Source organism: uncultured Dokdonia sp. (assembly GCF_937910895.1).
Classification (GTDB): Bacteria; Bacteroidota; Bacteroidia; order Flavobacteriales; family Flavobacteriaceae; genus Dokdonia.
This window is the reverse complement of the sequence record NZ_CALEMI010000157.1, coordinates 13,567-37,872: the sequence shown is the minus strand read 5'-3', so window position 1 is coordinate 37,872 and position 24,306 is coordinate 13,567. Positions and strand designations below refer to the sequence as shown.

The following is a 24,306-nucleotide window of genomic DNA, read 5'->3' as shown; positions in this document are numbered from 1 at the left end:
CGCTTTTTCAGTTAGTTTGTTTAGTGCTCTGCGCCGTGATTTTCTTCGACGTTGTGATCTTCACCAGCTCCTTGCTCTTCTTTACTATGATCACCTTCTTTATGTGCTTCTTCTACTTCTACTACAATTTCAACCACATCATAAGCAGGTGGTTCTTCGCCATCTAGTTGAGCTTTTAACAGCATTACGTAATGATCTACCATCCACAGTTCTTCTTCTGTCATTTGAGAAGCATAAGATCCCATAGAATTAATACCGTAGTACATAACGTGATAAACGCTTCCTTCAGTTATTGCTCTTCCTGCATCATTATAGGCTGGTACACCTAATATTTTTTCACGCTCTACAAGTTTACCGTTACCGTCGCCTTTTTTCCCGTGACAAATACCACAATAAATCTCATAAAGTTCTTTGCCTTTTGCTTCTGTTTCTTCTGTAAAAGGAAGTTTATTTTTAAGGTTTGCTTTCGCGAAAGCTTTCCCTTCATTTGTATTTTCTATCTCATAAGGCATCCAACCACGTGCTATTGATCCAGTTGCTGGTTTCATCGCAGATGAACCTCCAGTTACTGTTTCAAATACCTCGTAATTACCATACGTTTCATATCCTACCGATTCATACATATTAGGCATGTATTGATAGTTACGTTTACTATCTTTCTTACAAGAACCTAAACTTATCATGGCAATAAGTACGATAGCTATTTTGAATATATTCTTCATTGCGTATCCTTATTCTTCGTTTGCTACTAAATTAATTTCTGTCGCTCCAGTCCCTACTAAAAAATTTGCAAGTTCTTGAAGATCGTGTCCTGAGGCATCTATTTCCATAAGAAAATGATCATCTGTTGTACGAACATCAGGGTTTTCAGCTTTCTTAAATGGCCAGAGCCTACTACGCATGTAAAAAGTAATAACCATTAAATGCGCCGCAAAAAATACGGTAAGCTCAAACATGATTGGAACAAATGCTGGCATATTCTCAATATAACTAAAGCTTGGCTTACCTCCAATATCTTGAGGCCAATCTTCAATCATAATAAAATTCATCATTACTATAGCTACTGTAAGACCAACACAACCATACATAAATGCCGTAATTGCTAATCTTGTAGGAGCTAATCCCATTGCTTTATCAAGTCCATGCACAGGAAACGGAGTGTACACTTCATTAATATGTAAGTGTTTTTTTCTTGTCTCCTTAACGGCGTTCATTAAAACGTCGTCATCTGTATAAAGTGCGTGTATAACGTGTGATCCCGTACTCATACTAGTTGTTGTTAAGTTTTGCTGCCTGTCCTGCCCAATCATCGCGCTCTGCACGTCCTGGGAAAGAACCTGTAATACTATCTAAAAGGTCATAATCTCTCTGCGTCATTCTTGCTACTTGAGCAAAAGTGAATATTCCAAGCTCATTGAGCTTTTCTTCCATTTTTGGACCGATACCATTGATCTTTTTAAGATCATCTGCTGTTTGTGTATTTGGATCAAAAACTCCTAATGATCCTACAAGATCCTCAACAGTTCCTGCAGGAGTAGTTTCTACTACTGGAACTGCCTTTATGACAACAGGCTCACCTAAATTTATTTTAACTGGACCACCAGATGTACGCGGATCTGCTCCTGTACCTACTAATGATTGTCCAGACTCTCTTAATTTCTTATAACGCTCTCCAGAAGATTTCATAATTGTTTTTACTTCTGCTTGTGCAATCACCGGGAATGTACGTGCATATAGTAAAAATAATACAAAGAAGAAACCTATCGTTCCTATAAAGATCCCTATATCCACAAATGTAGGAGAGAACATTGTCCAAGAAGATGGAAGGTAATCACGATGTAATGAAGTTACAATAATTACAAAACGCTCAAACCACATTCCTATGTTTACTACAATAGATATCACAAAAGAGAACATAATACTTCTTCTTAGCTTAGGGAACCACATAAACTGTGGGGAGAACACATTACACGTCATCATCGCCCAATATGCCCAAGCATAAGGTCCTGTCGCACGATTTAAAAATGCATACTGCTCGTACTCTACGCCTGAATACCAAGACATAAACAACTCTGTAATATAAGCCACACCTACGATAGAACCAGTAATCATAATGACTATGTTCATCAATTCTATATGCTGTAGTGTAATGTAGTTTTCTAAATTTGATACTTTACGCATTACAATAAGTAATGTATTTACCATCGCAAATCCTGAGAATACCGCACCTGCCACAAAGTAAGGAGGGAAAATAGTAGTATGCCATCCAGGAATTACCGATGTAGCAAAGTCAAAGGATACAATGGTGTGTACAGAAAGTACCAATGGTGTTGCAAGACCTGCAAGAACCAATGAAACCTCTTCAAATCGTTGCCAATCTTTTGCGCGTCCTGACCAACCGAAAGATAATAAACTATATATTTTCTTTTGGAAAGGCTTTACCGCACGATCACGTATCATCGCAAAATCAGGAAGTAATCCCGTCCACCAGAATACTAAAGAAACCGACAGATATGTTGATATTGCAAATACATCCCAAAGAAGCGGTGAGTTAAAGTTAACCCATAGAGAACCAAATTGGTTAGGTATAGGTAATACCCAGTATGCTAACCAAGGACGTCCCATGTGAATGATTGGGAATAATCCTGCTTGTACTACAGAAAAAATGGTCATTGCCTCCGCAGAACGGTTAATAGCCATACGCCATTTCTGACGGAAAAGTAATAATACCGCCGAAATTAGTGTCCCTGCGTGACCAATACCTACCCACCATACAAAGTTGGTAATATCCCAAGCCCATCCTACAGTTTTATTAAGACCCCAACTACCAATACCATTTGAAATGGTATAAATAATACAGCCTATTCCCCACAGAAATGCAGCCAATGCAATAGAAAAGACAATCCACCAAGATTTATTAGCACGTCCCTCTACAGGAGCTGCAACGTCTAGGGTTACATCGTGATAGGTCTTATCTCCGGTAACTAGTGGTCTTCGTATAGGTGCTTCGTAATGCGCCATAATCCTATATAATTAGTTCTTTAGATTAGTTGTTGTTAAGCTTCTTTTGTATTTCTTACTTTCGTTTGGTAGAACACATTTGGTTTTGTTCCTACACTCTCCAATAAGTGATACATTCTATCGTCTTTTGATTTATGATATATATCGCTAGATGTATCATTTACATCTCCAAAAGCTAATGCACCACTTGTACACGCGTTTGAACAAGCTGTAGCAAATTCTCCGTCTTTAATCTGACGACCATCACGTTTTGCATCAAGAATTGTTTTTTGTGTCATTTGTATACACATAGAACATTTTTCCATCACTCCACGAGAACGTACTGTCACATCTGGATTAATGACCATACGTCCCAAATCATTGTTCATGTGGTAATCAAACTCATCATTACCATTATATAAGAACCAGTTAAAACGACGTACTTTATATGGGCAGTTATTTGCACAATAACGTGTACCTACACAACGATTATAAGCCATGTGGTTTTGACCTTGACGACTGTGCGATGTAGCCGCTACTGGACAAACAGTCTCACAAGGAGCGTGATTACAGTGTTGACACATTACTGGCTGGAAAGCCACTTGAGGGTTTGCCGCTGGATCTTCCATCTCACCAAATCCACCTAAAGAACCATTATCTCCAGAAAGACCATTAAAATCATTCTTCTTAGTATCATCCAGCTCAAAGGAATCTTGAGAAGAATAGTATCTATCAATACGTAACCAATGCATATCACGGCTACGACGTACTTCAGATTTTCCAACTACAGGAACGTTATTTTCTGCATGACAAGCAATAACACAAGCCCCACATCCCGTACAAGAATTCAAATCAATCGCAAGATTAAAATGATGTCCAATAGAACGATCAAACTCTTCCCATAAATCAACCTCAGGAGAAGTTACTTCGTACTCGATATGATTTTTTGTTACCTCAGGTATAGGATTCCAATACTTCTTATCTTTTGTATTGAATATTTCCAGCGAAGTTTCTCTAAGAATATCTCCACGACCCATTAAGGTATTATGTAATTGTATCACTGCAAACTCATGAACACCTGCTACTTTTTGAATACTCACATTTTGTGTAGTTTTAAAGTTTTGCATGAGCGGGTATGCATTTACTCCCGTTTGCATTTCTTCTTGTATTGAAGTTGTTCTTCCATATCCAAGCGCAAGACCTATAGATCCGTTTGCTTGTCCTGGTTGTACCATTACTGGTACATTTTCAACTACAACGCCATTTACTGTTATATTTACAAGCGTACCATTCAAACCTCCATTGGCATCATGACGCGCCTCTGTAAAAAACGAGCTTCTATCTAACCACAGTCCTTCTTTCTTAGCATCTGCTTCAGACATGGTAATGTAATTATCCCAAGTCGCTCTGGTAATAGGATCTGGCATTTCTTGTAACCAAGGATTGCTTGCTTGATTACCATCTCCCATAGATGTTTTTGTATATAAGGTCAATTCGTAGCCACCTTCTTGAAGTGTAGCATTAGAAAGACCTGCATCTTCTGTTATAGAAGTATTTGTATTTGTTGAAACCGCTTTCGCGAAAGCATTAGTCATCACAACCCCATCGTGTACCGCTTTATTAAAAGAAATACCCGCATTGATCATCGTAGCTTTCAAGTAATCATAATAGGATTGATCACTTCCCATCCACTTTAATAGGCTGTCCTGGAATTGTCTTGTATCAAATAAAGGACGTATTGTTGGTTGCGTAATACTTACCTCACCTAATTTGATTTGTACATCACCCCATGCTTCCAGATAATGAGGAACTGGGGCTATATGCGTTGCTATTGATGCTGTCTCATCTGCACGCATAGAACACGCTACAGATACCGCTACTTTAGCAAGACCCGCATCAAATTCAGTTGCATTTGGAAGTGTATATGAAGGATTTACTCCTGCCATTACCAACATTCCTACACGACCAGCATTCATATCTTTAATAAGCTGATTTACTTTGCGCACATCACCAGAACGTGTCATTTTTGGTGCCGCAACATCAATCACCTCACTATTTGCATTGATCTCTAAAGCTTTTGTTTGTGAAGGCACATCTTGTAATCCTGTGACAACAACTCCTTTACTTCCCGCTGCTTTTAATTCATTTTTTGCTGTATTTACCGCATTCTTCACATTCTCAGGAAGATTTGCCGTAGAGCCACCAGCCAAAGCACTTAATATCACCTTTTGCTGAGACGGCGTTACAGGTATACGCATATCTGCATTAGCTCCAGATAGAGACATATTTGCCTCAAACTGAATATGACGAGACATTTTGCCATTTACAGGCACACGTCCTTTAGCATAACCAGCATCATAGCCTCCACCATTCCAATCTCCTAAGAAATCTGCTCCTACAGACACGATCACTTCTGCTTTTGAGAAGTCATAATCTGCTAGGACACGCATTCCATACTTTACTTCAAAAGCATCAAGCGCAAATTGCTCTCCTATTGAATCATACGCAACGTGAGAAACATTTGGATATTTTTCAACAAACTCAGCAATTAGTTTTTCCGTAGAAGGACTTGCAAATGTTTGTGTTAACAAAACAGTTTTCTTACCACTGTTTAATTGTGACATAACGCCTGCATCAATATCACTCCAAGAGACTGCGTCACCAGAAGCTGTTGGACCTTGCGCACGATTTTGATCATACATAGACAACACAGAAGCGTGTACACGTGCATTTGCACCATACCCTGCTTTTGCAAGTTTATTATTTTCAATCTTTATAGGCCTTCCCTCACGAGTTTTTACAAGCACACTTGCAAAATCAAACCCATCTGCAATCGTAGAGGCATAATAATCTGCAACACCAGGTATAATTTGCTCTGGCTGCACTACATAAGGAATGGATTTTATAACAGGTCCTTCACAGGCAGCAAGTGATGCTGCTGCTGTAGAGAAACCTACATACTTCAAGAAGTCACGACGTGTTGTTTGAGAAGCTTCTAAGGTTTCTTTATCACCTAAAAACTCATCTGTCGGAATTTCTTCTACAAACTCATTCTGTCTTAGTGTTTCAACGAACGGACTTCCGTTAAGATCGTCGACACTTTTCCAGTATTTCTTGTTTGATGACATATAATTGATTTTATACTATTTGCACTTTGCTATGCTCAGTGACCTTGATATTATACTTTATTTAAAAAAGTGTATTATTAATAATGACACTTACCACACTCAAGACCTCCCATTTGGGCTGCCGTAAGATTCTCAACTCCATATTTCTTAGAAAGCTGTTCGTGTATTTTTTCATAATACGCGTTTCCTTCTACCTTTACATTGGTTTCACGGTGACAGTTAATACACCATCCCATAGTTAATGGTGAATATTGGTACATAATCTCCATCTCCTCTACAGGACCGTGACATGTCTGACACTCTACACCTGCAACACTTACGTGTTGTGAGTGATTAAAATAGGCAAAGTCTGGTAGATTGTGAATACGAATCCACTCTACAGGCTTTGTCTCTCCTGTATACGCTTGTGTTGCTTCATCCCAACCTACTGCTGCGTATAGTTTTTGAATTTCTTTATTGTAGTCTACACCATATTCATTAACACCCTCTGCTTGCGTCTCTGCAGCCACTTCACCAATAGATTTGTGACAATTCATACAGATATTAAGAGAAGGAATTCCAGAATGTTTACTCACTCTTGCAGAAGAGTGACAATACTTACAATCTATCGCATTTTCTCCTGCGTGAATTCTATGCGAGTAATGAATAGGCTGTACAGGAGCGTATCCTTGGTCAACACCTACTTGAGACATCCACCCATAAGCAAAGTAAGCACTTCCTAAAAGAAGGAATATCACACTAACCAATACTAAGAATTGATTTTCTACAAAGGCTTTCCAAAGTGGCTTGCGAGTTTCTTCTTCTTGAACCTCGATTCCTTGTGCTTGCGCAAATCTTTTAAGAGTATTATTTACAATGTACAATACTGCTACGAGTAACAACAAGACAAATCCTAGAATCGCAAGAATAATTTCATTAGAAACACCGCCAGGCACTGTCTCTCCGATTTCTCCTGGAGGTGGAGGCAGAGGCGCTACAACCTCAGTCTGTGTATACGCTAGAATATTACTAATATCTGCATCTGAAAGCCCCTCAAAAGCGTTCATGACTTTCTTTCCATTCTCCTCGTAGACTTTTACAGCTCTAGGATCTCCTGTGGCTATAAGTTCTTGCGAGTTTCTGATCCATTTTCCTAACCACTCGAAATCTTGTTCGTACTTTTCAACAACTCCATAAAGCGCGGGTCCTGTCATAGGCTTATATAACTTATGACAAGCAGCACAATTTGTTTTAAACAATGCTTTCCCAGCATCTGCATCCCCAGTAGAGGCGTCTATTTGAGCAAAAAGGGAAGAAGAAAAAGTGAGCAGAAATGCTGCACATAATGTGATAATTCTCGAAAATGAGTTACGGCGATTCACCTGTATCATAATTGGTATTGAATTAGCTTCAAAAATTTGGCACGATTCTTAGAATATAACTGCCGTTAATAAACTGTTAACCGAGCGCTTCAAACTGAATGCAAAAATAATACTTAGAAGTCATTTGTAAAGAATGCAAAAAGCGCTAGTTTACAATTTATAACAATTCTAAATAACAATTGATTCTGTTTTTCGTTAATTCATTTAACTTTGTCCCATAAATTATTTTTTAAAGATGAGAATACACTCTAATACTAAACTACTTACTGTCCTTGTTTTTCTGACTTTTTACGCTTTCGCGAAAGCGCAAACAGCAACAGTTCAAATTTCACAGGATAAAAAAATTCCAAAATTACTCACGCTGAAATCAAAACTCACCAAGAACAATAAACTTGCAGACAGATATAAAATACAAGTGTATTCAGGGAATTTGAGTCAAGCAGAAGTCGCTCTTAGGAAATTTAGAAATAAAGTAGGTACCTGGTCATCTTCTATAGAATATGAAACTCCCAATTACAAAGTGTGGATAGGTAATTACAGAAATAGATTGGAGGCAGACAGAGCACTAATTACCGTTAAAAAAGAATTTCCCAACGCCTTGATTTTCAAACCAGACTCCAAACGCTAGCATAAGCTAAAAACAACAAGTTATACCAAATGAAAAGACCATCTAATATAAAAGTTAGATGGTCTTTTTTTATGATAGTAATGAATGCTTTTTACTTGAGTTTTTTCTTTACTGCTACTTCTTGGTAAGCTTCTATAACATCATCAATCCTGATATCATTGTAGTTTTTGATTTGCATACCACAATCATATCCTTTGCTTACTTCTTTTACATCGTCTTTAAAACGCTTTAAAGTAGAAAGTTCACCTGTATAGACAACGACTGCGTCGCGTATGATACGGATGTTAGAGTTTCTAAAGATTTTACCGCTTGTTACCATACAACCTGCAATGGTTCCCACTTTAGAAATCTTAAAGGTTTCTCGAATCTCTGCTGTACCTGTGATTTCTTCACGCATCTCTGGAGATAGCATTCCTTCCATTGCATCTTTAAGATCATTAATCGCATCGTATATAATTGAATACATACGAATATCGATTTCTTCCTTATCTGCTACTTGTCTGGCATTTCCTGCTGGTCTTACATTAAATCCTATAATAATCGCATCTGACGCCGAAGCTAACAACACATCACTTTCTGTAATGGCTCCTACTCCTTTATGTATAATATTTACTGCAATCTCTTCTGTAGATAGTTTTTGGAAACTATCTGTAAGTGCCTCCACAGAACCATCTACATCCCCTTTAAGGATAATATTAAGCTCTTTGAAGTCTCCAAGTGCAATACGTCGTCCAATCTCGTCTAAGGTAATATGACGTTGTGTACGTACGTTTTGCTCACGTTGTAATTGTGTACGCTTAGAAGCAATATCTTTTGCTTCACGCTCATCATCCATTACATTAAACTTATCTCCCGCTTGTGGAGCTCCATCCAGACCTAATACAGATACTGGTGTAGACGGACCAGCCGCTTTAATTTTCTTACCGCGCTCATCGTGCATTGCCTTCACCTTACCAGAACATGTCCCAGCAAGAAGATAATCTCCAACACGCAATGTTCCTCCTTGTACAAGTACTGTAGATATATATCCACGTCCTTTATCAAGGAATGCCTCTACAACGGTACCAACAGCATTTTTCTCTGGATTTGCCTTAAGCTCTAATAGCTCCGCTTCTAACAATACTTTTTCAAGTAATTCTTTGACTCCTTGACCTGTCTTAGCTGAAATATCTTGGGATTGGATTTTTCCTCCCCAATCTTCTACTAATAAGTTCATAGCTGCCAATCCTTCTTTTATCTTTTCAGGATTTGAAGTAGGTAAATCTACTTTATTTATAGCGAAGATAATAGGTACACTTGCAGCTTGTGCGTGTGCGATTGCTTCTTTGGTTTGTGGCATGATATCGTCATCGGCTGCGACAACAATAACTGCAATATCTGTTACTTGAGCACCACGAGCACGCATCGCTGTAAATGCTTCGTGACCTGGTGTATCTAAAAATGCTATTTTTTGACCGTTATTCAAGGTCACTCCATAGGCACCTATGTGCTGAGTAATTCCTCCACTCTCACCTGCAATTACATTTTCATTACGCACATAATCTAGCAATGACGTTTTACCGTGATCTACGTGACCCATTACGGTTACAATAGGAGCTCTTTCTAATAAATCTTCTGGAGCATCTGCTGCCTCTAAAATAGCTTCTTCAAGGTCTGCAGTTACAAACTCTACAGTATACCCGAACTCTTCCGCTACAATAGTAAGAGTTTCAGCATCTAAGCGCTGATTCATCGTTACCATCATTCCTAAAGACATACAAGCAGATATAATACTTGTTACTGGAACATCCATCATAATGGCAACTTCACTTACTGTAACAAACTCTGTTACCTTAAGAATTTTGCTATCTAATTCTTGAGCGGCTAGTTCTCCTTCTGATTTCTGACGGTGTTGATCTCTTTTATCTCTTCGATATTTTGCACCTTTACCTTTATTGGACTTTCCTTGAAGTTTTTCAAGTGTCTCTCTAATTTGTTTTTGTACTTCTTCTTCTGTAGGCTCTACTTTGGCTGTAGTTGGCTTTCGTTTATTGGCATTACCACCACGATTACCACCGCTACTGCGATTATTACTTCCTTGACTCTGTCTAGATCCTCCAGAACCAGTGTTTCCTCCAGGTTTTGCAATACGCCTACGACGTTTTTTCTTGGCATCTTCTGCGCTTTCTTTCTTTTTCTTTTCTGGTTTTTTAAATTGAGTAAGATCAATTTTTTGCCCCGTAAAGTTAGGACCGTCTAATTTTTTATAGTCAGTCTTAAGAACCTCATCGCCTAATTTAGGTGGAGTATCATCAGCTACTTGAGCTTTAGGAGTTTCTTTCTTAATAGCTTCTTTTTTGGCAGAAGTAATTTCTTTTTTGGCAGGAGTAGTATCTTTTTCAGCAACAGATTTTTCTACTACTTTTTCTTTTGTAGGCTCTACAGGGGCAGATTCTACTTTAAGTGGTTCTACTGCTTCTATAGGAGACTCTTTGGGTTTAGTTTCGACAACTTCCTCTTTTTTAGGCTCTTCTTTTTTAACTTCTGGTTGTGCTTGTTTAGGCTTATCAAGATCTATTTTTCCTACTTGCTTCGGACCACTAAGGTTTGCTTTCGCTTTTACAACTTCAGGTTTCTTAGCTTCTTGTTTTGCTTCAATCTCTACTTCACGAGCAACACGAAGTGCCTCCTTTTCCTTAAGTTTTTCTACAGCAACTTCCTTAGAAGCCACTTTTTTATTAGCGTCTGTTTGAAACTCATCCGAAAGTACATTATAAACCTCAAGTGAGATCTTTGTAGTCGGACGTGCCTCTATATCGATATCCTTAGAATTTAGATACTCCACGGCACGATCTAGAGAAATATTGAGTTCTCTTAACACCTTATTTAATCGCATTGTTGCTGCTGCCATAAACTACTTTAATTTATTCTTTCCTTACCTCATTATTGTTGTTGCGAGGTAAGCTTTATTATTCTTCAAATTCTTCTTTGAGAATGCGCATCACGTCAAGAACAGTTTCTTCTTCTAAGTCTGTACGTCTTACCAAATCATCTACATCTTGTTCTAAAATACTTCTAGCAGTATCAAATCCAATTTTTGCAAATGCCTCAATAATCCATCCCTCGATCTCATCAGAAAATTCTGTAAGCTCTACATCTTCTTCTACACCTTCACGATATACATCAATCTCATATCCTGTCAATTGACCTGCTAGACGAATATTATGTCCTCCACGACCAATTGCTTTACTCACTTCTTCTGGCTTAAGATATACTTGAGCCGTTTTATTCTCATCATCTAGCTTTAAACTAGTAATTCTTGCTGGACTTAGTGCACGACTTATATAGAGGTTTATATTACTTGTGTAATTAATCACATCTATATTTTCATTACCGAGTTCTCTCACAATCCCGTGAATACGAGATCCTTTCATTCCAACACAAGCTCCAACAGGATCTATACGATCGTCATACGAATCTACGGCTACTTTTGCTTTTTCACCTGGAATTCGGACTACTTTTTTTATCGTAATCAAACCATCAAATACTTCTGGTATCTCTGATTCAAATAATTTCTCCAAAAATATAGGTGACGTACGTGACATAATAATTGAAGGCTTATTACCTTTTAGCTCTACGCTTTCAATAACACCTCTCACATTTTCTCCTTTTCTAAAGAAGTCTGATGGAATCTGACGATCCTTAGGGAGGATAATTTCGTTTCCTTCATCGTCAAGCAAGATAATAGCTCTATGTCTTATATGATGCACCTCTGCCGTATACAACTCACCTTCAAGCTCTTTAAATTGCTTGTAAATGTTTGTATTGTCATGTTCATGAATTTTACTTATCAAGTTCTGGCGTAATGCCAAAATAGAACGACGTCCTAAATCAATAAGCTTTACTTCTTCAGATACATCTTCACCTACTTCAAAATCTTCTTCGATTTTACGAGCATTTGTAAGTGATATTTCTGCATTATCATCTTCTACCTCTCCATCTGCTACCACAACACGGTTACGCCAGATTTCAAGATCTCCTTTATCAGGATTTATAATAATATCAAAATTATCATCACTTCCAAAACGTCTTTTTAATGTACTCCTAAAGACATCTTCTAAGATAGCCATAAGGGTTACACGATCTATTAATTTATCGTCCTTAAATTCCGAAAAAGAATCGATTAACGCTAAATTCTCCATATCAACATATTGTTAAAATTTAATCATCACTTTTGCTTCCACTATATTTCCATAGGGGATCGCTTCTGTTTTTTGAACAGTTACTTTTCCTTTACCAACAGGTTTTGGCTCTCTTGCTTTCCAAGTTAAAGTTACAGTTTCATCTGTAGCCTCTTCAAGAATTCCTTCTATTTTTAAACCTGTTGTTGTTTTTATTTCAAGAGAACGTCCTATATTTTTTTTATACTGCCTAATTTGTTGTAAAGGTGTTGTAGCTCCTACAGACATCACTTCCAAAGAAAAATCTTCTTCTCTATCTAGATTGTGCTCTACTTTTCTACTTACAGCGATACAATCTTGAACAGTAACACCTTCATCACCGTCTATTGTAACTTTGATTTCGTTATTACCTTGTATATCTAAACTTATTAAGAAAAGAGATGGATTTTCTTCCATTGCTTCTTGAATAAGTTGGGTTACTTTTTCTCTCAACATCTTTGCCTATAAAAAGAGGGGACCGCTGTCCCCTCTATACTCGTTTCTTTCAATAGTGCAAATGTAAGACAAATTATCCATTTATAAAAGCCTATCAAACTGCATATTATTTTGTAAATTGAAAACTATTACTATTTCTGGCAGAGTTACTCATTAAAACCCCATCCCTATGATCAAAAAAATACTCGTTCCAACAGATTTTTCAGAGCAAGCAGAAAATGCATTACGCGTTGCTGCCGACCTTGCTAGAAAGTATGGTAGTGAAATTAATCTATTACACATGCTCGAGCTTCCTATGCAGCTTGTAGATGGAGCTACTGGGGGTTCAAAAAGCGATCTCCCTGAAGCTATATTTTTTATGAAATTAGCACATCAGAAGTTTGAAAATATGATGAATGCTCCTTTTTTAGACGGTATTAATGTATATGAAACCGCAGAGTTTGATGGAGCTTTTGAGGGTATCATGGAGTATACTGAAAAATATCAAACTGATTTAGTTGTCATGGGGTCACATGGAGCTACGGGCCTTCAAGAATTACTTATTGGATCCAATACAGAAAAAGTAGTCCGAAACTCTAAGGTGCCTGTGCTTGTTATTAAAAGACGTCACGAAAACTTTGTTGTCAAAAAGTTTGTATATGCTACTAATTTTAAAGAAGAAAATCACACCTCCTTTAAACAAGCTTTTGAATTTGCAAAAAACAATCAGGTAAAACTACACATGCTGTATATAAATACCCCAAACAATTTCCATACAACTCATGAGATAGAAGAAAAGATGAAAGCCTTTATGGCTAAAGAACCTGAATGCACAGATTACACACTCAATATATATAATGATGAGTCTGTCGAAAAAGGGATTCTTCATTTTGCAGACACTATTGAGTCAGGGCTTGTCGGGATAGGAACTCACGGCAGGAGTGGTCTTGCTCATTTTTTAAATGGCTCCCTAAGTGAAGGGCTTGTCAATCATGCACAACGTCCTGTCATTACTTTTAAGATTTAAAAACAAGTGTTTCTTTGTATGCTTTCGCGAAAGCATACCATAACTTAACTGACACCCTTTTTGTATAAAACAAAAAAATCCTAATCATACAGATTAGGATTTTTTAATTATAGTTGGCCCACTAGGGCTCGAACCTAGACTCTTCTGGACCAAAACCAGACGTGTTGCCAGTTACACCATGGGCCACTATCTTAATAGCGGGTGCAAATTTAAACCAAACTTTTGGGTATGCAAACTTATTTTTAAAAATATTATAATATTTCTTTACGTTTAGAAAAAATTAACGCTGAAGTTGCCTGATATTCTTAACTTCGCGACATTGCAAAAAATAAAAACATGACAGAATTCAACTTTGAGAAGTGGAATAAAATAATAGGATGGAGCGTTTTTGCCATCGCATTACTTGTATATTCACTCACTGTGGAGCCTACAGCTAGTTTTTGGGATGCTGGAGAATACATCTCTACTTCATCAAAATTAGAGATCGGACATCCACCTGGAGCTCCTCTTTATCAAATTTTAGGAGCGTTTGTTTCTATTTTTGCGCCAGATAGCACCTACATCGCACTGGCTGTAAACTACCTTTCTTGCTTGACAAGTGCCTTTACCATCCTTTTTATGTTTTGGTCCATAACATTATTAATCCGTAAACTATTACAGATTAATGACGAAATAATCACAACAACAAAACAATATGCTGTTCTTGGAAGTGCAGCCATTGGTGCTCTTGCTTTTAGTTTTACAGATAGTTTTTGGTTTAATGCCGTAGAGGCTGAAGTATATGCCCCAGCTGCTTTTATTCTTTCTGTTCTCTTTTATTTAGGACTTCTGTGGGAGCGTGATATGCACAAACCACGTGGCAACAGATGGTTGATTCTTATCGCCTTTATTGTAGGGCAATCTTTTGGTATTCACTTTATGGGATTGCTTACTATTCCTGCCATCGGACTTTTATATTATTTTAAAAATACAGAAAAGGTTACAGCCAAAAATTTTATTGTTGCCCTTGTTGTAGTGGTTGCTGTACTCTTATTTATTTTTAAATTCCTATTACCTTACACATTAGCAATCTTCGGACACTTAGAAGTATTCTTCGTGAATACGATAGGACTTCCTTTTAATAGTGGTACTGTCATCGCAGCCCTATTACTCGCAGGACTTTTTTACTATGGGTTTACGCTTTCGCGAAAGCATAACAAACCTGCTTTAAATACTATTTTACTTTGTGTCCTATTTATATTTATTGGGTTTTCAAGTTGGTTAATGCTACCTATAAGAGCAAATGCCGGAACGACCATTAATGAAAACAATCCGAATAATGCGCGTGAATTATTAGCTTATTACAATCGTGAGCAATATCCAGAAACGCATCTTTTTTATGGACCTCAATTTACATCAGATTATTCAGGACTAGATCCAGACAATCCGTATGTAGACGAAAAGAAAAAATATGAAAAAGATGAGAAATCAGGAAAGTATATTGTCGTAAATGAATGGCGTAATGCAGGACAAAATCTTGACGATGCTCACAAAGCATTCTTACCACGTATGTGGAGTCCTGAGCACAATGCCAATTATATGCAATATACGGGACCTCTTAAATTTGGTATCAAAGCAGACTATGCTGGAAATCCAGAACTACAAGAAATTGTCACACAGTTTAAACTAGATTACGCACAAGGAAAAGTAGATTATGATGGATACAATGCCTTCTTAAAAAGTGAAATTGGGCAATACTATCTTGACGTAGAAAAACCATCTTTTTTTGATAATATCTCCTATATGTTTAGCTATCAATTTGGGTATATGTATTGGCGTTACTTCATGTGGAATTTTACAGGGCGTCAAAATGATATCCAAGGACAAGGAGATGACTTTAACGGAAACTGGATTAGTGGTGTAGATTGGATAGATAGTCTTGTTTTAGCACCTCAGGATAATTTACCTTCAGACGTCTTAAAAAACAAAGCTCGCAACACCTATTACTTCCTACCTTTATTATTAGGGTTGTTGGGGTTATTATTTCACGTAAGTAAAGATTGGAAAAACTTTGTCGTGCTCCTTGTTTTTTTCTTATTCACAGGTCTTGCACTCAAAGTATACCTTAATGAACGTCCTTTTGAGCCAAGAGAGCGTGACTATGCCCTTGTAGGTTCTTTTTATGTCTTTGCGATATGGATTGGTTTTGGAGCGTATGCATTATTTGATATGCTTAAAGATTTTATCAAACCTAAAGTAGCACTCCCTGTTGCTCTGGTGATTTGCTTATTTGCAGCTCCTGTTTTACTAGCGAAAGAAAACTGGGATGACCATGACCGTTCTGGACGTAAAACAGCCCTTGCTATGGCTCGAAAATATCTAGACTCGGTAGATGAAAATGCTATTTTATTTACCATCGGTGATAACGATACATTTGCGCTTTGGTACGTCCAAGAAATTGAAGGCTATCGCACAGATGTACGCGTCGTTAACACAAGTCTTATTAATACAGACTGGTATATGGATCAAATGAAACGTAAAGCGTATCAAAGCGATCCTGTGCCTAGCACACTTACGCATGAAAAATACCGTTATGGTAGTCGTGACGCCATCTTTTATGCTCCAATTAAAGAAGATGATGATATCATGCCTATAGCTACTTGGTTAAATTGGATTGCAAGTGATGATCCAAGAACACAAGAACAACTTAAAAACGGAAAACTTGTAAATACATTTCCTAGTAAAAAAATAAGAATTCCTATAAACAAAGAAACAGTTCTCAAAAATAATATCATCCCTGCAAAAGACGCAGATCAAGTCGTGCCATATATTGATATTGAACTCTCTGGAGATATTTTGTATAAAAACAGACTTCTCATGATGGATATTCTCGCCTCTAACAATTGGGAGCGTCCTATTTATTTTACAGGAGGTAGTTTTGGAGATGATGATTATTTGTGGATGAAGGATTATTTACAATTGGATGGAGTTTGTTTCAAATTGATTCCTATTAATACGCCTGTAGACCCACGTAATCCGTATGATATGGGACGTATAGATACAGATAAGTCCTATGACATTATCAAAAATTGGTACTGGGGTAATAGTGGTGATCCAGATATGTATCACGATCGTGAGACACGTTCTAACGCCATTACGTACAGAGGCAATATAGCTCGTGTTGTAGAACAACTTATCATAGAGAATCAGCCAGAAAAAGCAAAAGAGCTTATGGATCTGGCGATGGAAAAAATGCCTGTAGATATTTTTGAGTTTTACACTTTACTAGAACCTTATGTTAGCGGATATTATGAGATCGGAGAAACTCAAAAAGCACGAGATCTTTGGGAGCAATTGGCCACAAAGTACCAAGAACAACTAACGTATTTTAGCGGTCTTTCTGAAAACCAACAGTATGAATATGCAGAATCTATTATTACTAATATAGAGAAGTATAGAAGTCTTATTGATTTACTCATCATAAATCAAGATGAAGAAATGGTAGAAGAAAAAGCAAAGGAGTTCAATAATTTCTTACGCAGATTTGATTTCTTCTATGATGACGATGAAGCAGAAGATACTGAAAGTATAGAAACTTTATTAAATGGTGAAAACCTATTGAATAGCGAATCTATTCCTATTCCAACAGATTCTACAGAAAGTGATACTATACAATAAATAATATGGGTCTTTTTATCCCACTTCCTGTGCGGGTGCCTTCGTTTATAAAATGGATGCACCCGTACTGGTATGTATGGGATAAACCTTCTGAGGAAAAAGTGATCTATCTTACTTTTGATGACGGTCCCATTCCAGAAGTAACAGAATGGGTTTTAGATATTCTTAAAGAAAAACATATTAAAGCCACCTTTTTTTGTATTGGCGATAATGTCCAAAAGCATCCACATATTTTTGAGCAAATTACACGTGACGGACATCGTATAGGAAACCACACACAGCATCACCTAAAAGGATGGGAATGTCCTACAAAAACGTATATCTCCAGCACAGAACTCGCTGAAAAAACGATGACCGATGTTCTAAAAAAGACATCAGGGGATATTCCAAATTTTCCGCTTTTTAGACCTCCGTATGGAAAGATAAAAAGAAAACAGGCAAAACGGTTACGCAAAAAAGGATATGAGATTATTATGTATCGTACAGTTGCGTATGATTGGGAAGCTTCAGTTACACCAGAACAGTGTTTAAATAATGTGATAAAAAATACAAGAAGTGGTGACTTAATCGTTTTTCACGACAGTGTAAAAGCTTCAAAAAATATGAAGTATGCGTTACCTAAAGTGATCGATTACTTTTTAGAAAAAGAGTTTCTATTTAAGATATTGTAACTATCCTTATTTAGGTAGTATATTCCTGCATAATGCCTATTAAGGTATTGGCATCCTGCTCTCCACTCTGGCGCCATTTCATTTCGCCGTTTTTATAGATAATAAGTGTAGGTAATGATTTGATGCGTAGAGCCTCTGCAAGCTTGTTATTCTTATCGACATCAATTTTGATTACTTTTCCTTTGTCTCCTATGGCGGCTGCCACATCTCTGAGCACTGGATGCATAGATACAGAGTCTTCATTCCACTCGGTATAAAAATCCAATAAAACGGGAACGTTTAAGTCTATTAATTCACCAAATTTTGACATAACCTTTACGATTTAATGCGTAATGAATGGGGGAATATCCTTATCAAATATACTATTTTATCTTCACTATGCTGTTGCTGAGCCTTTTTTAAGCTCTATTACCGTAATTTCTGGCCATATCCCAACTCTTCCTGGAAATGCCAAATACCCGAAGCCTCTATTTACATTTATATATTGCCCCTTTTCTTTGTAAATCCCTGCCCAATGTTTGTATCTCCATTTTACAGGACTCCATTTAATCCACCCTGGAATCTCTATTCCAAATTGCATTCCATGTGTATGACCACTCAACGTCAAATGAAAATGGTCTTTGTGCTCAATTACTTCATTTGCCCAATGCGAGGGGTCATGGCTTAGTAAGATCTTAAAATCTTCAGATGAAATAGCTGTCATTGCCTTGTTAAGATCTCCTGCTTTTTTAAATCCTCCAGCTCCCCAATTTTCGACACCCACTAATGCAATACGTTGTCCTTCTTTTTCTATGAAACGACTGTCATTAAGAATTAAATCAAATCCTATTTCTTTTTGTATTTCTTTAAGCCGATCTAGATTGGCTTCTTTGAGTTCTTCGGTTTCCCAAGACACATAATCCCCGTAATCATGATTTCCCAGCACAGAATACTTACCATCTCTCGCTCTTAGTTTACTGAACATATCCATATAAGGCTCCATCTCTTTTGCCTCATTATTGACCATATCCCCTGTAAATAAAATGGTATCACTTGCTTGTTCGTTGATAAGATCAATTGCATAGGCTACCTTCTCTTTATTGTCAAAACTCCCACTATGAATATCACTTATCTGAGTAATACGATAGCTATCAAAAGCATCTGGCAAATCTTCAAAATGCAAGGTGTACTTTAATACTTTAAAGTTATAACGTCCTTTGACCACTCCATAAAGAATAGAGGCAAATGGTATCGCAGCTAGCCCCAATGCAATCTGACTTATAAATTTACGCCGTGATGGTAATGTATACGAAGTGTTTTTACCTGATAGTTTATAATACAATCCTTCTAAAGAACGAAAACCATCTTCTCCAAACATAACTGCTATGAGCACAATCTTAGAGACAATCATAATAATAAAAGTCACTATAAAAAACTGTGTCGTAGCAGACCACTGGCGTCTGTCACCTGTTGAAAATTGCCAAAACAACCCTCCTATAACTAATGCTGTAATAAGAAAATACAATATAATTCCTACTCGTCCTCTGACTAGAAATCGGAATGCTTGGTAGGCGTAAATATCAAGAGCAATGACTATTGCTATAAATAAAATGAAACGAATCATTATAGAAATTTTAACAAAAATAAGGCGTCTATAAAGAGCTTGCTATCTTTTTACTTTTATTTAACCAAAACAGTAGGTATTCTTAAAATTTGCGCCTCTTTTTAATCGTACAAATAGTACCTTTGTCATCACATGCTTACTATTTCAAATGTATCTTATGCTATTTCTGATCGTTTCTCCTTAAGAAACCTCAACATTGAGATTGATCAAGGAAAACACGTCGCTATTATAGGGGAGAGTGGCTGTGGCAAAACGACTTTGCTTAAGCTCATTTATGGACTTTATGATACAGATGCAGGGACTATTTTCTGGAATAACACTCCAATCACAGGGCCAAAAGATCATCTCGTTCCAGGGATGTCTTTCATAAAGTATCTCTCGCAGGACTTTGATTTAATGCCTTATATTTCGGTAGAAGAAAATATCAAAAAATTCCTGTCTCGTTTATATCCAGAAGAAAGTGAGCAACGCACCCAAGAATTATTGGAGGTTGTGGAAATGACCGCTTTCGCGAAAGCGCATGTAAAAACACTCTCTGGAGGTCAAAAACAACGAGTCGCATTAGCACAGTCTCTTGCCAACGAACCCGAAATCTTATTACTCGACGAGCCTTTTTCTCATATCGATAATTTTAGAAAAAATAAACTTCGCAGAAAACTCTTTTCATATTTAAAAAAACAACATATTACCTGTATTGTGGCTACGCACGATAGTACTGACATCCTATCCTACATGGATCAAACCATTGTCATTAAAGAAGGGAAAGTGATTGCAAATGATACGACTATAAACCTTTATAAAAACCCGCAAACACATTACATTGCCTCTCTTTTTGGAGAAGTAAATGAAGTTCCAGCATATTGGTTTGATCACACAGTTACAGACAAAAAAATGACTACTTTGATATATCCCCATCAATTAGCAGTTGTAGATCAAGGAATTTGTGTGACTGTGATAAACAGTTATTTTAGAGGCGGTTATTATTTGGTAGAAAGCACCTATAAAGACACGGTTATTTTCTTTCAATCCTCAAGAGAACTGCTTCCTGACACCCGTGTACAAATCGATTTAAAGACTATCTTGATGAACCAATAATATTTGATAGGCATCTATCAAGACGTTCCAGCCTTTCTGCTCCATGTAAGAAACTACTGTTTTTCCTTTCCCGCCACCAGGCAATCCACAATCATCAATAAGGACAATGCTATCTTTATGCAGCCTAGACTCAATGGCTTGAAATTCTTTTAAGTGATGTTCTTGACTTGCGACTTGTATAGCAGTGTCTGTTCTAGAATAGTCGTAACTATCTAGGTATAAAAAATCGACTTTATCCTTGTAATTAGCTAGAAAATGTAACGAATCATCTAGGATAACAGTAACAACCTCTTCAAGATTTTGATTTTTTACCTCTACTCTACACTCTTTTACCGCATCTTCATTGATATCTACAGAAGACAGTTTTGCATTGTTCTGAATCGCCCATTTACCAAAAACAAATGTACCTGCGCCATCTCCTCGTGTTGCAGTTAGTCCCTTTCTAGAGGTTCCTGTTTCTATAATAGTCTTTGCATTACGATCCGATAATAACTGGAGCGTTTTTGCAAAGGTGACTCTACGACGTCTAAAATTATACTTAAACGGCATAAAAGGGTATAAAGATTTATGTTTTATAAATTTAATGAAGTAGTGAATAAAGAAGCCCAAGAACACAGCGATTCCTAAACCTATTAAAAAGGTGTTGATGGTCATTTATTTCGTTAGTTAGTTGACACGAAAATACTTTAAAATATAAAATACGCATAATTTAGTGTCTATTCATTTTCAAATAAGACCCTAAAAAACACTTCACTCATTCAAATGGATACTTGGCTCATTGTATGTTTTAATTTCTTTAAGACTCATCTAACTTTGGTAAAAGTAAACAAGCAATTAGTACGTAGATTCATCATAGAAAGCATACAAATTAAAATAGAAAAATAGGTTACAAAATAGTTTGGTTGGTTTGTTGGAAAATCCGCATCTATGTTTTTAGGAGGACATGATGCGGATTTGTATTTACAGATTCCTTAATAAATGTTGGTAATGTTAAGTACGCTTTCGCGAAAGCGTACCTCATCTCCTTCCCGTTTTCCCAATAACAATTGTCCAATGGGAGATCCTATGCCAATTGCATAAAAAACTCCCGCTTCTGTTTTGATCTCTCCAACAGGGATGCTGATAAAATAATTTGCCTGACTTGTCATCACAACACTCCCTAAATGAACAGGGTCTGGAGATATGTCTGAAGAAATACGTTGAAGAATTGCCTCTAGTTTTTCTATTTCGGCGAGTTGTTTTCCTGCATTTTCTCGTTCTAACTGAAGCATGGCTCTCCCCGTTTCATGTTTATCCCCAGCCGAACTTTTGGTCTCTTCCTTTAGTGATATCGCTACATTAGCGAGTATGTTATCTACCGCGGCGCGGCGCGTTGAAAGTTGCACAACGCATCTCTCAAGTAAATGTATTTTTAATTTTTGTTTATCTATCACAAATAAATTTCTTAATTATCGAATCATCCTTCTACCAAATCCGCCAAGTCCTTCCCCACCTGACTTTGAAACCAAGTAACAGAAAATTCTTTTCTTTTTGTCCCAAAAATTACAAAAACAAAAGAATAACTACCCCCAATAATGGGTTATTTAAAAACAACAATCAATCATTCACTAAATCGGCTAAATCCTTACCCACCTGACCATAACACTATGACGGAAAGTAATTTATAAAAAAGTGCAAAAAGCTACTTTTTTAAAATTACAACCACTCCCGTAATGGGATAAAAGCAAACTAAAATCATCTGTTTGCCAAATCTGCCAAATCCCTGCCCACCTGACTGCCAATAGCGACTCCCATGCCTCCTAAGCGGACGCCGGCATGTATTCGGATAGAAATAGATTTTAGGATGGGTTTCTTTTGAGAGCCAACACCCATAATGCCACTCCATCGTCTATCAATTTCAAAAAAAGTGTTGGGTAAAATCACCTCCTTTAATAATCGTTCTAGTTCTCTTTGAACTATCTCGGTTTGTCCTAAATCTGTAGTTTCTTCGGTTTTGAAGTCTAGATTTCGTCCGCCGCCAAAAAGAATTCGGTTGTTAATATTTCTAAAATAGTAGTATCCTTTATCCAAATGAAACGTTCCTTCAATTTTTAAATCAGGGATCGGTTTTGTGATCAAGACTTGTGCTCTTGCGGGTTTTACTTCTGGAAAACCAAGTTGAGAAGCAAACCCATTAGTGGCAATCAATAATTGATGGGTTTGTAAAGAAAATGTATCGGTAATCACTTCTACGTGAGATTCTTGATCTTCAAAACGAATCACACGCACACCATTCATAATTTTAATTCCTTTACTGAGGGCAAGCTGCAATAAACCATCTATCATTTTTCCAGTATCTATTTGCCCTTCAAACGCATTATAAATATATTTCTTTTGAATCTGCTGAAAGCCAAACGTATTTTCTTTGGTACTATACACTGGGGCTCCAAAAATGGGATGTAACAATGCATTTATTTTTTCTATGTGCTGCAAACAGTGTTCATACAATGCTTCATCTTGATCTGTAAAAAGTTCATACCCGCCTAATTCTTGATAATCCAATGTACCATCTCCTAAGGTTTCTCTGAGTAATTTCAAGCCATTGATACGCTGTTTTATAAGAGCCACTACCTCTTCTTCAGAATGAGATGTCAAATCATCTAGAATTTCTGAGAGGCTTCCAAAGCAAGCAAATCCTGCATTTTTCGTACTAGCCCCTTGTGGTAACATGCCTTTTTCTAGGATGAGAATACGCGCCTTGGGAAATTTTTCGCGTAAGCGTAATGCAGCATTCAATCCTACAATACCACTTCCTACAATCGTGTAATCAATCGCAGATAGCCATGTTTGATGTTCCCAATAACTTAAACTCATATTGCTTTGGATTTACGTAAAAATAAGCATCAGCATCGATTTTAAATATACTTTCTTGGATATATCTGTCTTTTCTTTTACCCACTCGCTAACAAAAACGCGTGTTGTCTGTTAGCAATACACTTCACTTTCGTCTAAGCGACTTTAATATAGATTTATGCTTTCACAATTACTTATTTTATTTTTATGCCTAACGCCACCTTCCGATAAGGGTTCTGTAAAAATGTATAATAAGGAATACCATCCCAATGGGACACTTAAAGCAGAAGGATGGATTATTTCTGGAGAAAAAGCCAACTACTGGTATCAGTATTACGAAAACGGACAACTGGCTTCCAAAGGGCATTACAAAGGAAATCAAAAATCAAAATATTGGTATTACTATACTAAAAATGGTTCTTTAAAAAGAGAAGGTCATTATAACAAAGGAATCGCCGAGAATTGGTGGATTTTTTACGATCTTGCAACCCAAGAAAAACGTAAAACACAATACCAAAACAACAAGAAAAACGGATTTAGCCTCGTATACCAAAAAAATAAATTGGTTAGAGTCGAGAAATACATACAAGATGTTTATAAAGGAATGTGGACTAGTATTCGCAGTTTTAGACATGACAATCCTGATGTAAAGCTATATTAGATCTGCTAC

General features: G+C 37.0%; 19 protein-coding genes and 1 tRNA gene. 6 read left to right on the top strand and 14 right to left on the bottom strand.

The annotated features are described in order from the left end of the window. Positions 1–20: 20 nt before the first annotated feature. The 5 genes from Q0505_RS18475 to Q0505_RS18455 all read right to left on the bottom strand — a co-directional run bounded on the left by Q0505_RS18475 (position 21) and on the right by Q0505_RS18455 (position 7,498). Positions 21–722, bottom strand: coding sequence for a cytochrome c (locus Q0505_RS18475; protein ID WP_299216096.1), 702 nt, complete (start codon positions 720–722; stop codon positions 21–23). 9 nt (positions 723–731) lie between these two features. Next, the gene (locus tag Q0505_RS18470; RefSeq protein ID WP_299216093.1) at positions 732–1,268 is read right to left on the bottom strand and encodes a DUF3341 domain-containing protein; all 537 of its coding nucleotides are present in this window, start codon (positions 1,266–1,268) and stop codon (positions 732–734) included. A 1-nt stretch (position 1,269) separates the two neighbouring features. Then, on the bottom strand, positions 1,270–3,024 hold the full coding sequence (nrfD, locus tag Q0505_RS18465) for an NrfD/PsrC family molybdoenzyme membrane anchor subunit (RefSeq protein WP_299216237.1): 1,755 nt from the start codon (positions 3,022–3,024) through the stop codon (positions 1,270–1,272). 32 nt (positions 3,025–3,056) lie between these two features. Further along, a complete protein-coding gene (locus Q0505_RS18460) occupies positions 3,057–6,128 on the bottom strand; it encodes a TAT-variant-translocated molybdopterin oxidoreductase (protein WP_299216090.1) in 3,072 nt (1,023 codons plus the stop codon). Positions 6,129–6,205: 77 nt separating this feature from the next. Then, a complete protein-coding gene (locus tag Q0505_RS18455; RefSeq protein WP_299216086.1) occupies positions 6,206–7,498 on the bottom strand; it encodes a cytochrome c3 family protein in 1,293 nt (430 codons plus the stop codon). A gap of 226 nt (positions 7,499–7,724) precedes the next feature. On the opposite strand from Q0505_RS18455, the gene Q0505_RS18450 reads away from it, so the two are divergent. Further along, positions 7,725–8,117, top strand: coding sequence for an SPOR domain-containing protein (locus tag Q0505_RS18450; protein ID WP_299216083.1), 393 nt, complete (start codon positions 7,725–7,727; stop codon positions 8,115–8,117). Between the two features lie 91 nt (positions 8,118–8,208). On the opposite strand, the gene infB is transcribed toward Q0505_RS18450, so the two are convergent. From infB to rimP, 3 genes are read right to left on the bottom strand one after another with little or no spacing between them, the layout of a single operon-like run. After that, on the bottom strand, positions 8,209–11,007 hold the full coding sequence (gene infB, locus Q0505_RS18445; RefSeq protein ID WP_299216080.1) for a translation initiation factor IF-2: 2,799 nt from the start codon (positions 11,005–11,007) through the stop codon (positions 8,209–8,211). A 58-nt stretch (positions 11,008–11,065) separates the two neighbouring features. Continuing rightward, positions 11,066–12,298, bottom strand: a complete 1,233-nt coding sequence (nusA, locus tag Q0505_RS18440; RefSeq protein ID WP_299216077.1) for a transcription termination factor NusA — start codon at positions 12,296–12,298, stop codon at positions 11,066–11,068. 12 nt (positions 12,299–12,310) lie between these two features. Then, on the bottom strand, positions 12,311–12,772 hold the full coding sequence (gene rimP, locus Q0505_RS18435; RefSeq protein ID WP_299216074.1) for a ribosome assembly cofactor RimP: 462 nt from the start codon (positions 12,770–12,772) through the stop codon (positions 12,311–12,313). A 169-nt stretch (positions 12,773–12,941) separates the two neighbouring features. On the opposite strand from rimP, the gene Q0505_RS18430 reads away from it, so the two are divergent. Next, positions 12,942–13,778, top strand: coding sequence for a universal stress protein (locus Q0505_RS18430; protein ID WP_366519445.1), 837 nt, complete (start codon positions 12,942–12,944; stop codon positions 13,776–13,778). Between the two features lie 113 nt (positions 13,779–13,891). Here the strand turns inward: Q0505_RS18430 and Q0505_RS18425 are convergent. Further along, positions 13,892–13,964, bottom strand: a tRNA-Gln gene (locus Q0505_RS18425). Positions 13,965–14,114: 150 nt separating this feature from the next. Here Q0505_RS18425 and Q0505_RS18420 point away from each other — a divergent pair. Together Q0505_RS18420 and Q0505_RS18415 are read left to right on the top strand one after the other, a co-directional pair. Beyond that, positions 14,115–17,435 carry a DUF2723 domain-containing protein gene (locus tag Q0505_RS18420; protein WP_299216071.1) on the top strand — a complete coding sequence of 1,107 codons (3,321 nt, stop codon included), beginning with the start codon at positions 14,115–14,117 and terminating at the stop codon, positions 17,433–17,435. A gap of 5 nt (positions 17,436–17,440) precedes the next feature. Continuing rightward, positions 17,441–18,106 carry a polysaccharide deacetylase family protein gene (locus Q0505_RS18415; protein ID WP_299216068.1) on the top strand — a complete coding sequence of 222 codons (666 nt, stop codon included), beginning with the start codon at positions 17,441–17,443 and terminating at the stop codon, positions 18,104–18,106. Between the two features lie 10 nt (positions 18,107–18,116). Here Q0505_RS18415 and Q0505_RS18410 read toward each other — a convergent pair whose 3' ends face one another. Both Q0505_RS18410 and Q0505_RS18405 read right to left on the bottom strand, forming a co-directional pair. Next, a complete protein-coding gene (locus Q0505_RS18410; protein ID WP_299216065.1) occupies positions 18,117–18,416 on the bottom strand; it encodes a thioredoxin family protein in 300 nt (99 codons plus the stop codon). A 66-nt stretch (positions 18,417–18,482) separates the two neighbouring features. Then, positions 18,483–19,709 carry a metallophosphoesterase gene (locus Q0505_RS18405; RefSeq protein WP_299216062.1) on the bottom strand — a complete coding sequence of 409 codons (1,227 nt, stop codon included), beginning with the start codon at positions 19,707–19,709 and terminating at the stop codon, positions 18,483–18,485. 132 nt (positions 19,710–19,841) lie between these two features. Here Q0505_RS18405 and Q0505_RS18400 point away from each other — a divergent pair, with 132 nt between their 5' ends. After that, a complete protein-coding gene (locus Q0505_RS18400) occupies positions 19,842–20,804 on the top strand; it encodes an ABC transporter ATP-binding protein (protein WP_299216059.1) in 963 nt (320 codons plus the stop codon). Here Q0505_RS18400 and Q0505_RS18395 read toward each other — a convergent pair. The 3 genes from Q0505_RS18395 to Q0505_RS18385 all read right to left on the bottom strand — a co-directional run bounded on the left by Q0505_RS18395 (position 20,778) and on the right by Q0505_RS18385 (position 23,657). After that, entirely contained in the window at positions 20,778–21,458 is a 681-nt protein-coding gene (locus Q0505_RS18395) for a class I SAM-dependent methyltransferase (protein WP_299216056.1), read from the bottom strand. The genes Q0505_RS18400 and Q0505_RS18395 overlap by 27 nt on opposite strands. Positions 21,459–21,775: 317 nt before the next feature. Further along, positions 21,776–22,189: a 3-oxoacyl-ACP synthase gene (locus Q0505_RS18390; protein ID WP_299216053.1), complete on the bottom strand. Its 414-nt coding sequence runs from the start codon at positions 22,187–22,189 to the stop codon at positions 21,776–21,778. Positions 22,190–22,538: 349 nt separating this feature from the next. Then, positions 22,539–23,657: an FAD-dependent oxidoreductase gene (locus Q0505_RS18385; RefSeq protein WP_299216050.1), complete on the bottom strand. Its 1,119-nt coding sequence runs from the start codon at positions 23,655–23,657 to the stop codon at positions 22,539–22,541. Positions 23,658–23,814: 157 nt separating this feature from the next. Here Q0505_RS18385 and Q0505_RS18380 point away from each other — a divergent pair, with 157 nt between their 5' ends. Beyond that, positions 23,815–24,297, top strand: coding sequence for a hypothetical protein (locus tag Q0505_RS18380; RefSeq protein ID WP_299216047.1), 483 nt, complete (start codon positions 23,815–23,817; stop codon positions 24,295–24,297). The last annotated feature ends 9 nt before the right edge of the window (positions 24,298–24,306 follow it).

Coding starts and splice junctions, on each gene's coding strand:
- rimP (WP_299216074.1), bottom strand. CDS start 12,772: ATGTTGAGAGAAAAAGTAACCCAACTTATTCAAGAAGCAATGGAAGAA.
- Q0505_RS18430 (WP_366519445.1), top strand. CDS start 12,942: ATGATCAAAAAAATACTCGTTCCAACAGATTTTTCAGAGCAAGCAGAA.
- nusA (WP_299216077.1), bottom strand. CDS start 12,298: ATGGAGAATTTAGCGTTAATCGATTCTTTTTCGGAATTTAAGGACGAT.
- Q0505_RS18470 (WP_299216093.1), bottom strand. CDS start 1,268: ATGAGTACGGGATCACACGTTATACACGCACTTTATACAGATGACGAC.
- Q0505_RS18415 (WP_299216068.1), top strand. CDS start 17,441: ATGGGTCTTTTTATCCCACTTCCTGTGCGGGTGCCTTCGTTTATAAAA.
- Q0505_RS18410 (WP_299216065.1), bottom strand. CDS start 18,416: ATGTCAAAATTTGGTGAATTAATAGACTTAAACGTTCCCGTTTTATTG.
- Q0505_RS18455 (WP_299216086.1), bottom strand. CDS start 7,498: ATGATACAGGTGAATCGCCGTAACTCATTTTCGAGAATTATCACATTA.
- Q0505_RS18475 (WP_299216096.1), bottom strand. CDS start 722: ATGAAGAATATATTCAAAATAGCTATCGTACTTATTGCCATGATAAGT.
- Q0505_RS18450 (WP_299216083.1), top strand. CDS start 7,725: ATGAGAATACACTCTAATACTAAACTACTTACTGTCCTTGTTTTTCTG.
- Q0505_RS18380 (WP_299216047.1), top strand. CDS start 23,815: ATGCTTTCACAATTACTTATTTTATTTTTATGCCTAACGCCACCTTCC.
- Q0505_RS18420 (WP_299216071.1), top strand. CDS start 14,115: ATGACAGAATTCAACTTTGAGAAGTGGAATAAAATAATAGGATGGAGC.
- infB (WP_299216080.1), bottom strand. CDS start 11,007: ATGGCAGCAGCAACAATGCGATTAAATAAGGTGTTAAGAGAACTCAAT.
- Q0505_RS18460 (WP_299216090.1), bottom strand. CDS start 6,128: ATGTCATCAAACAAGAAATACTGGAAAAGTGTCGACGATCTTAACGGA.
- Q0505_RS18385 (WP_299216050.1), bottom strand. CDS start 23,657: ATGAGTTTAAGTTATTGGGAACATCAAACATGGCTATCTGCGATTGAT.
- Q0505_RS18395 (WP_299216056.1), bottom strand. CDS start 21,458: ATGACCATCAACACCTTTTTAATAGGTTTAGGAATCGCTGTGTTCTTG.
- Q0505_RS18400 (WP_299216059.1), top strand. CDS start 19,842: ATGCTTACTATTTCAAATGTATCTTATGCTATTTCTGATCGTTTCTCC.
- Q0505_RS18405 (WP_299216062.1), bottom strand. CDS start 19,709: ATGATTCGTTTCATTTTATTTATAGCAATAGTCATTGCTCTTGATATT.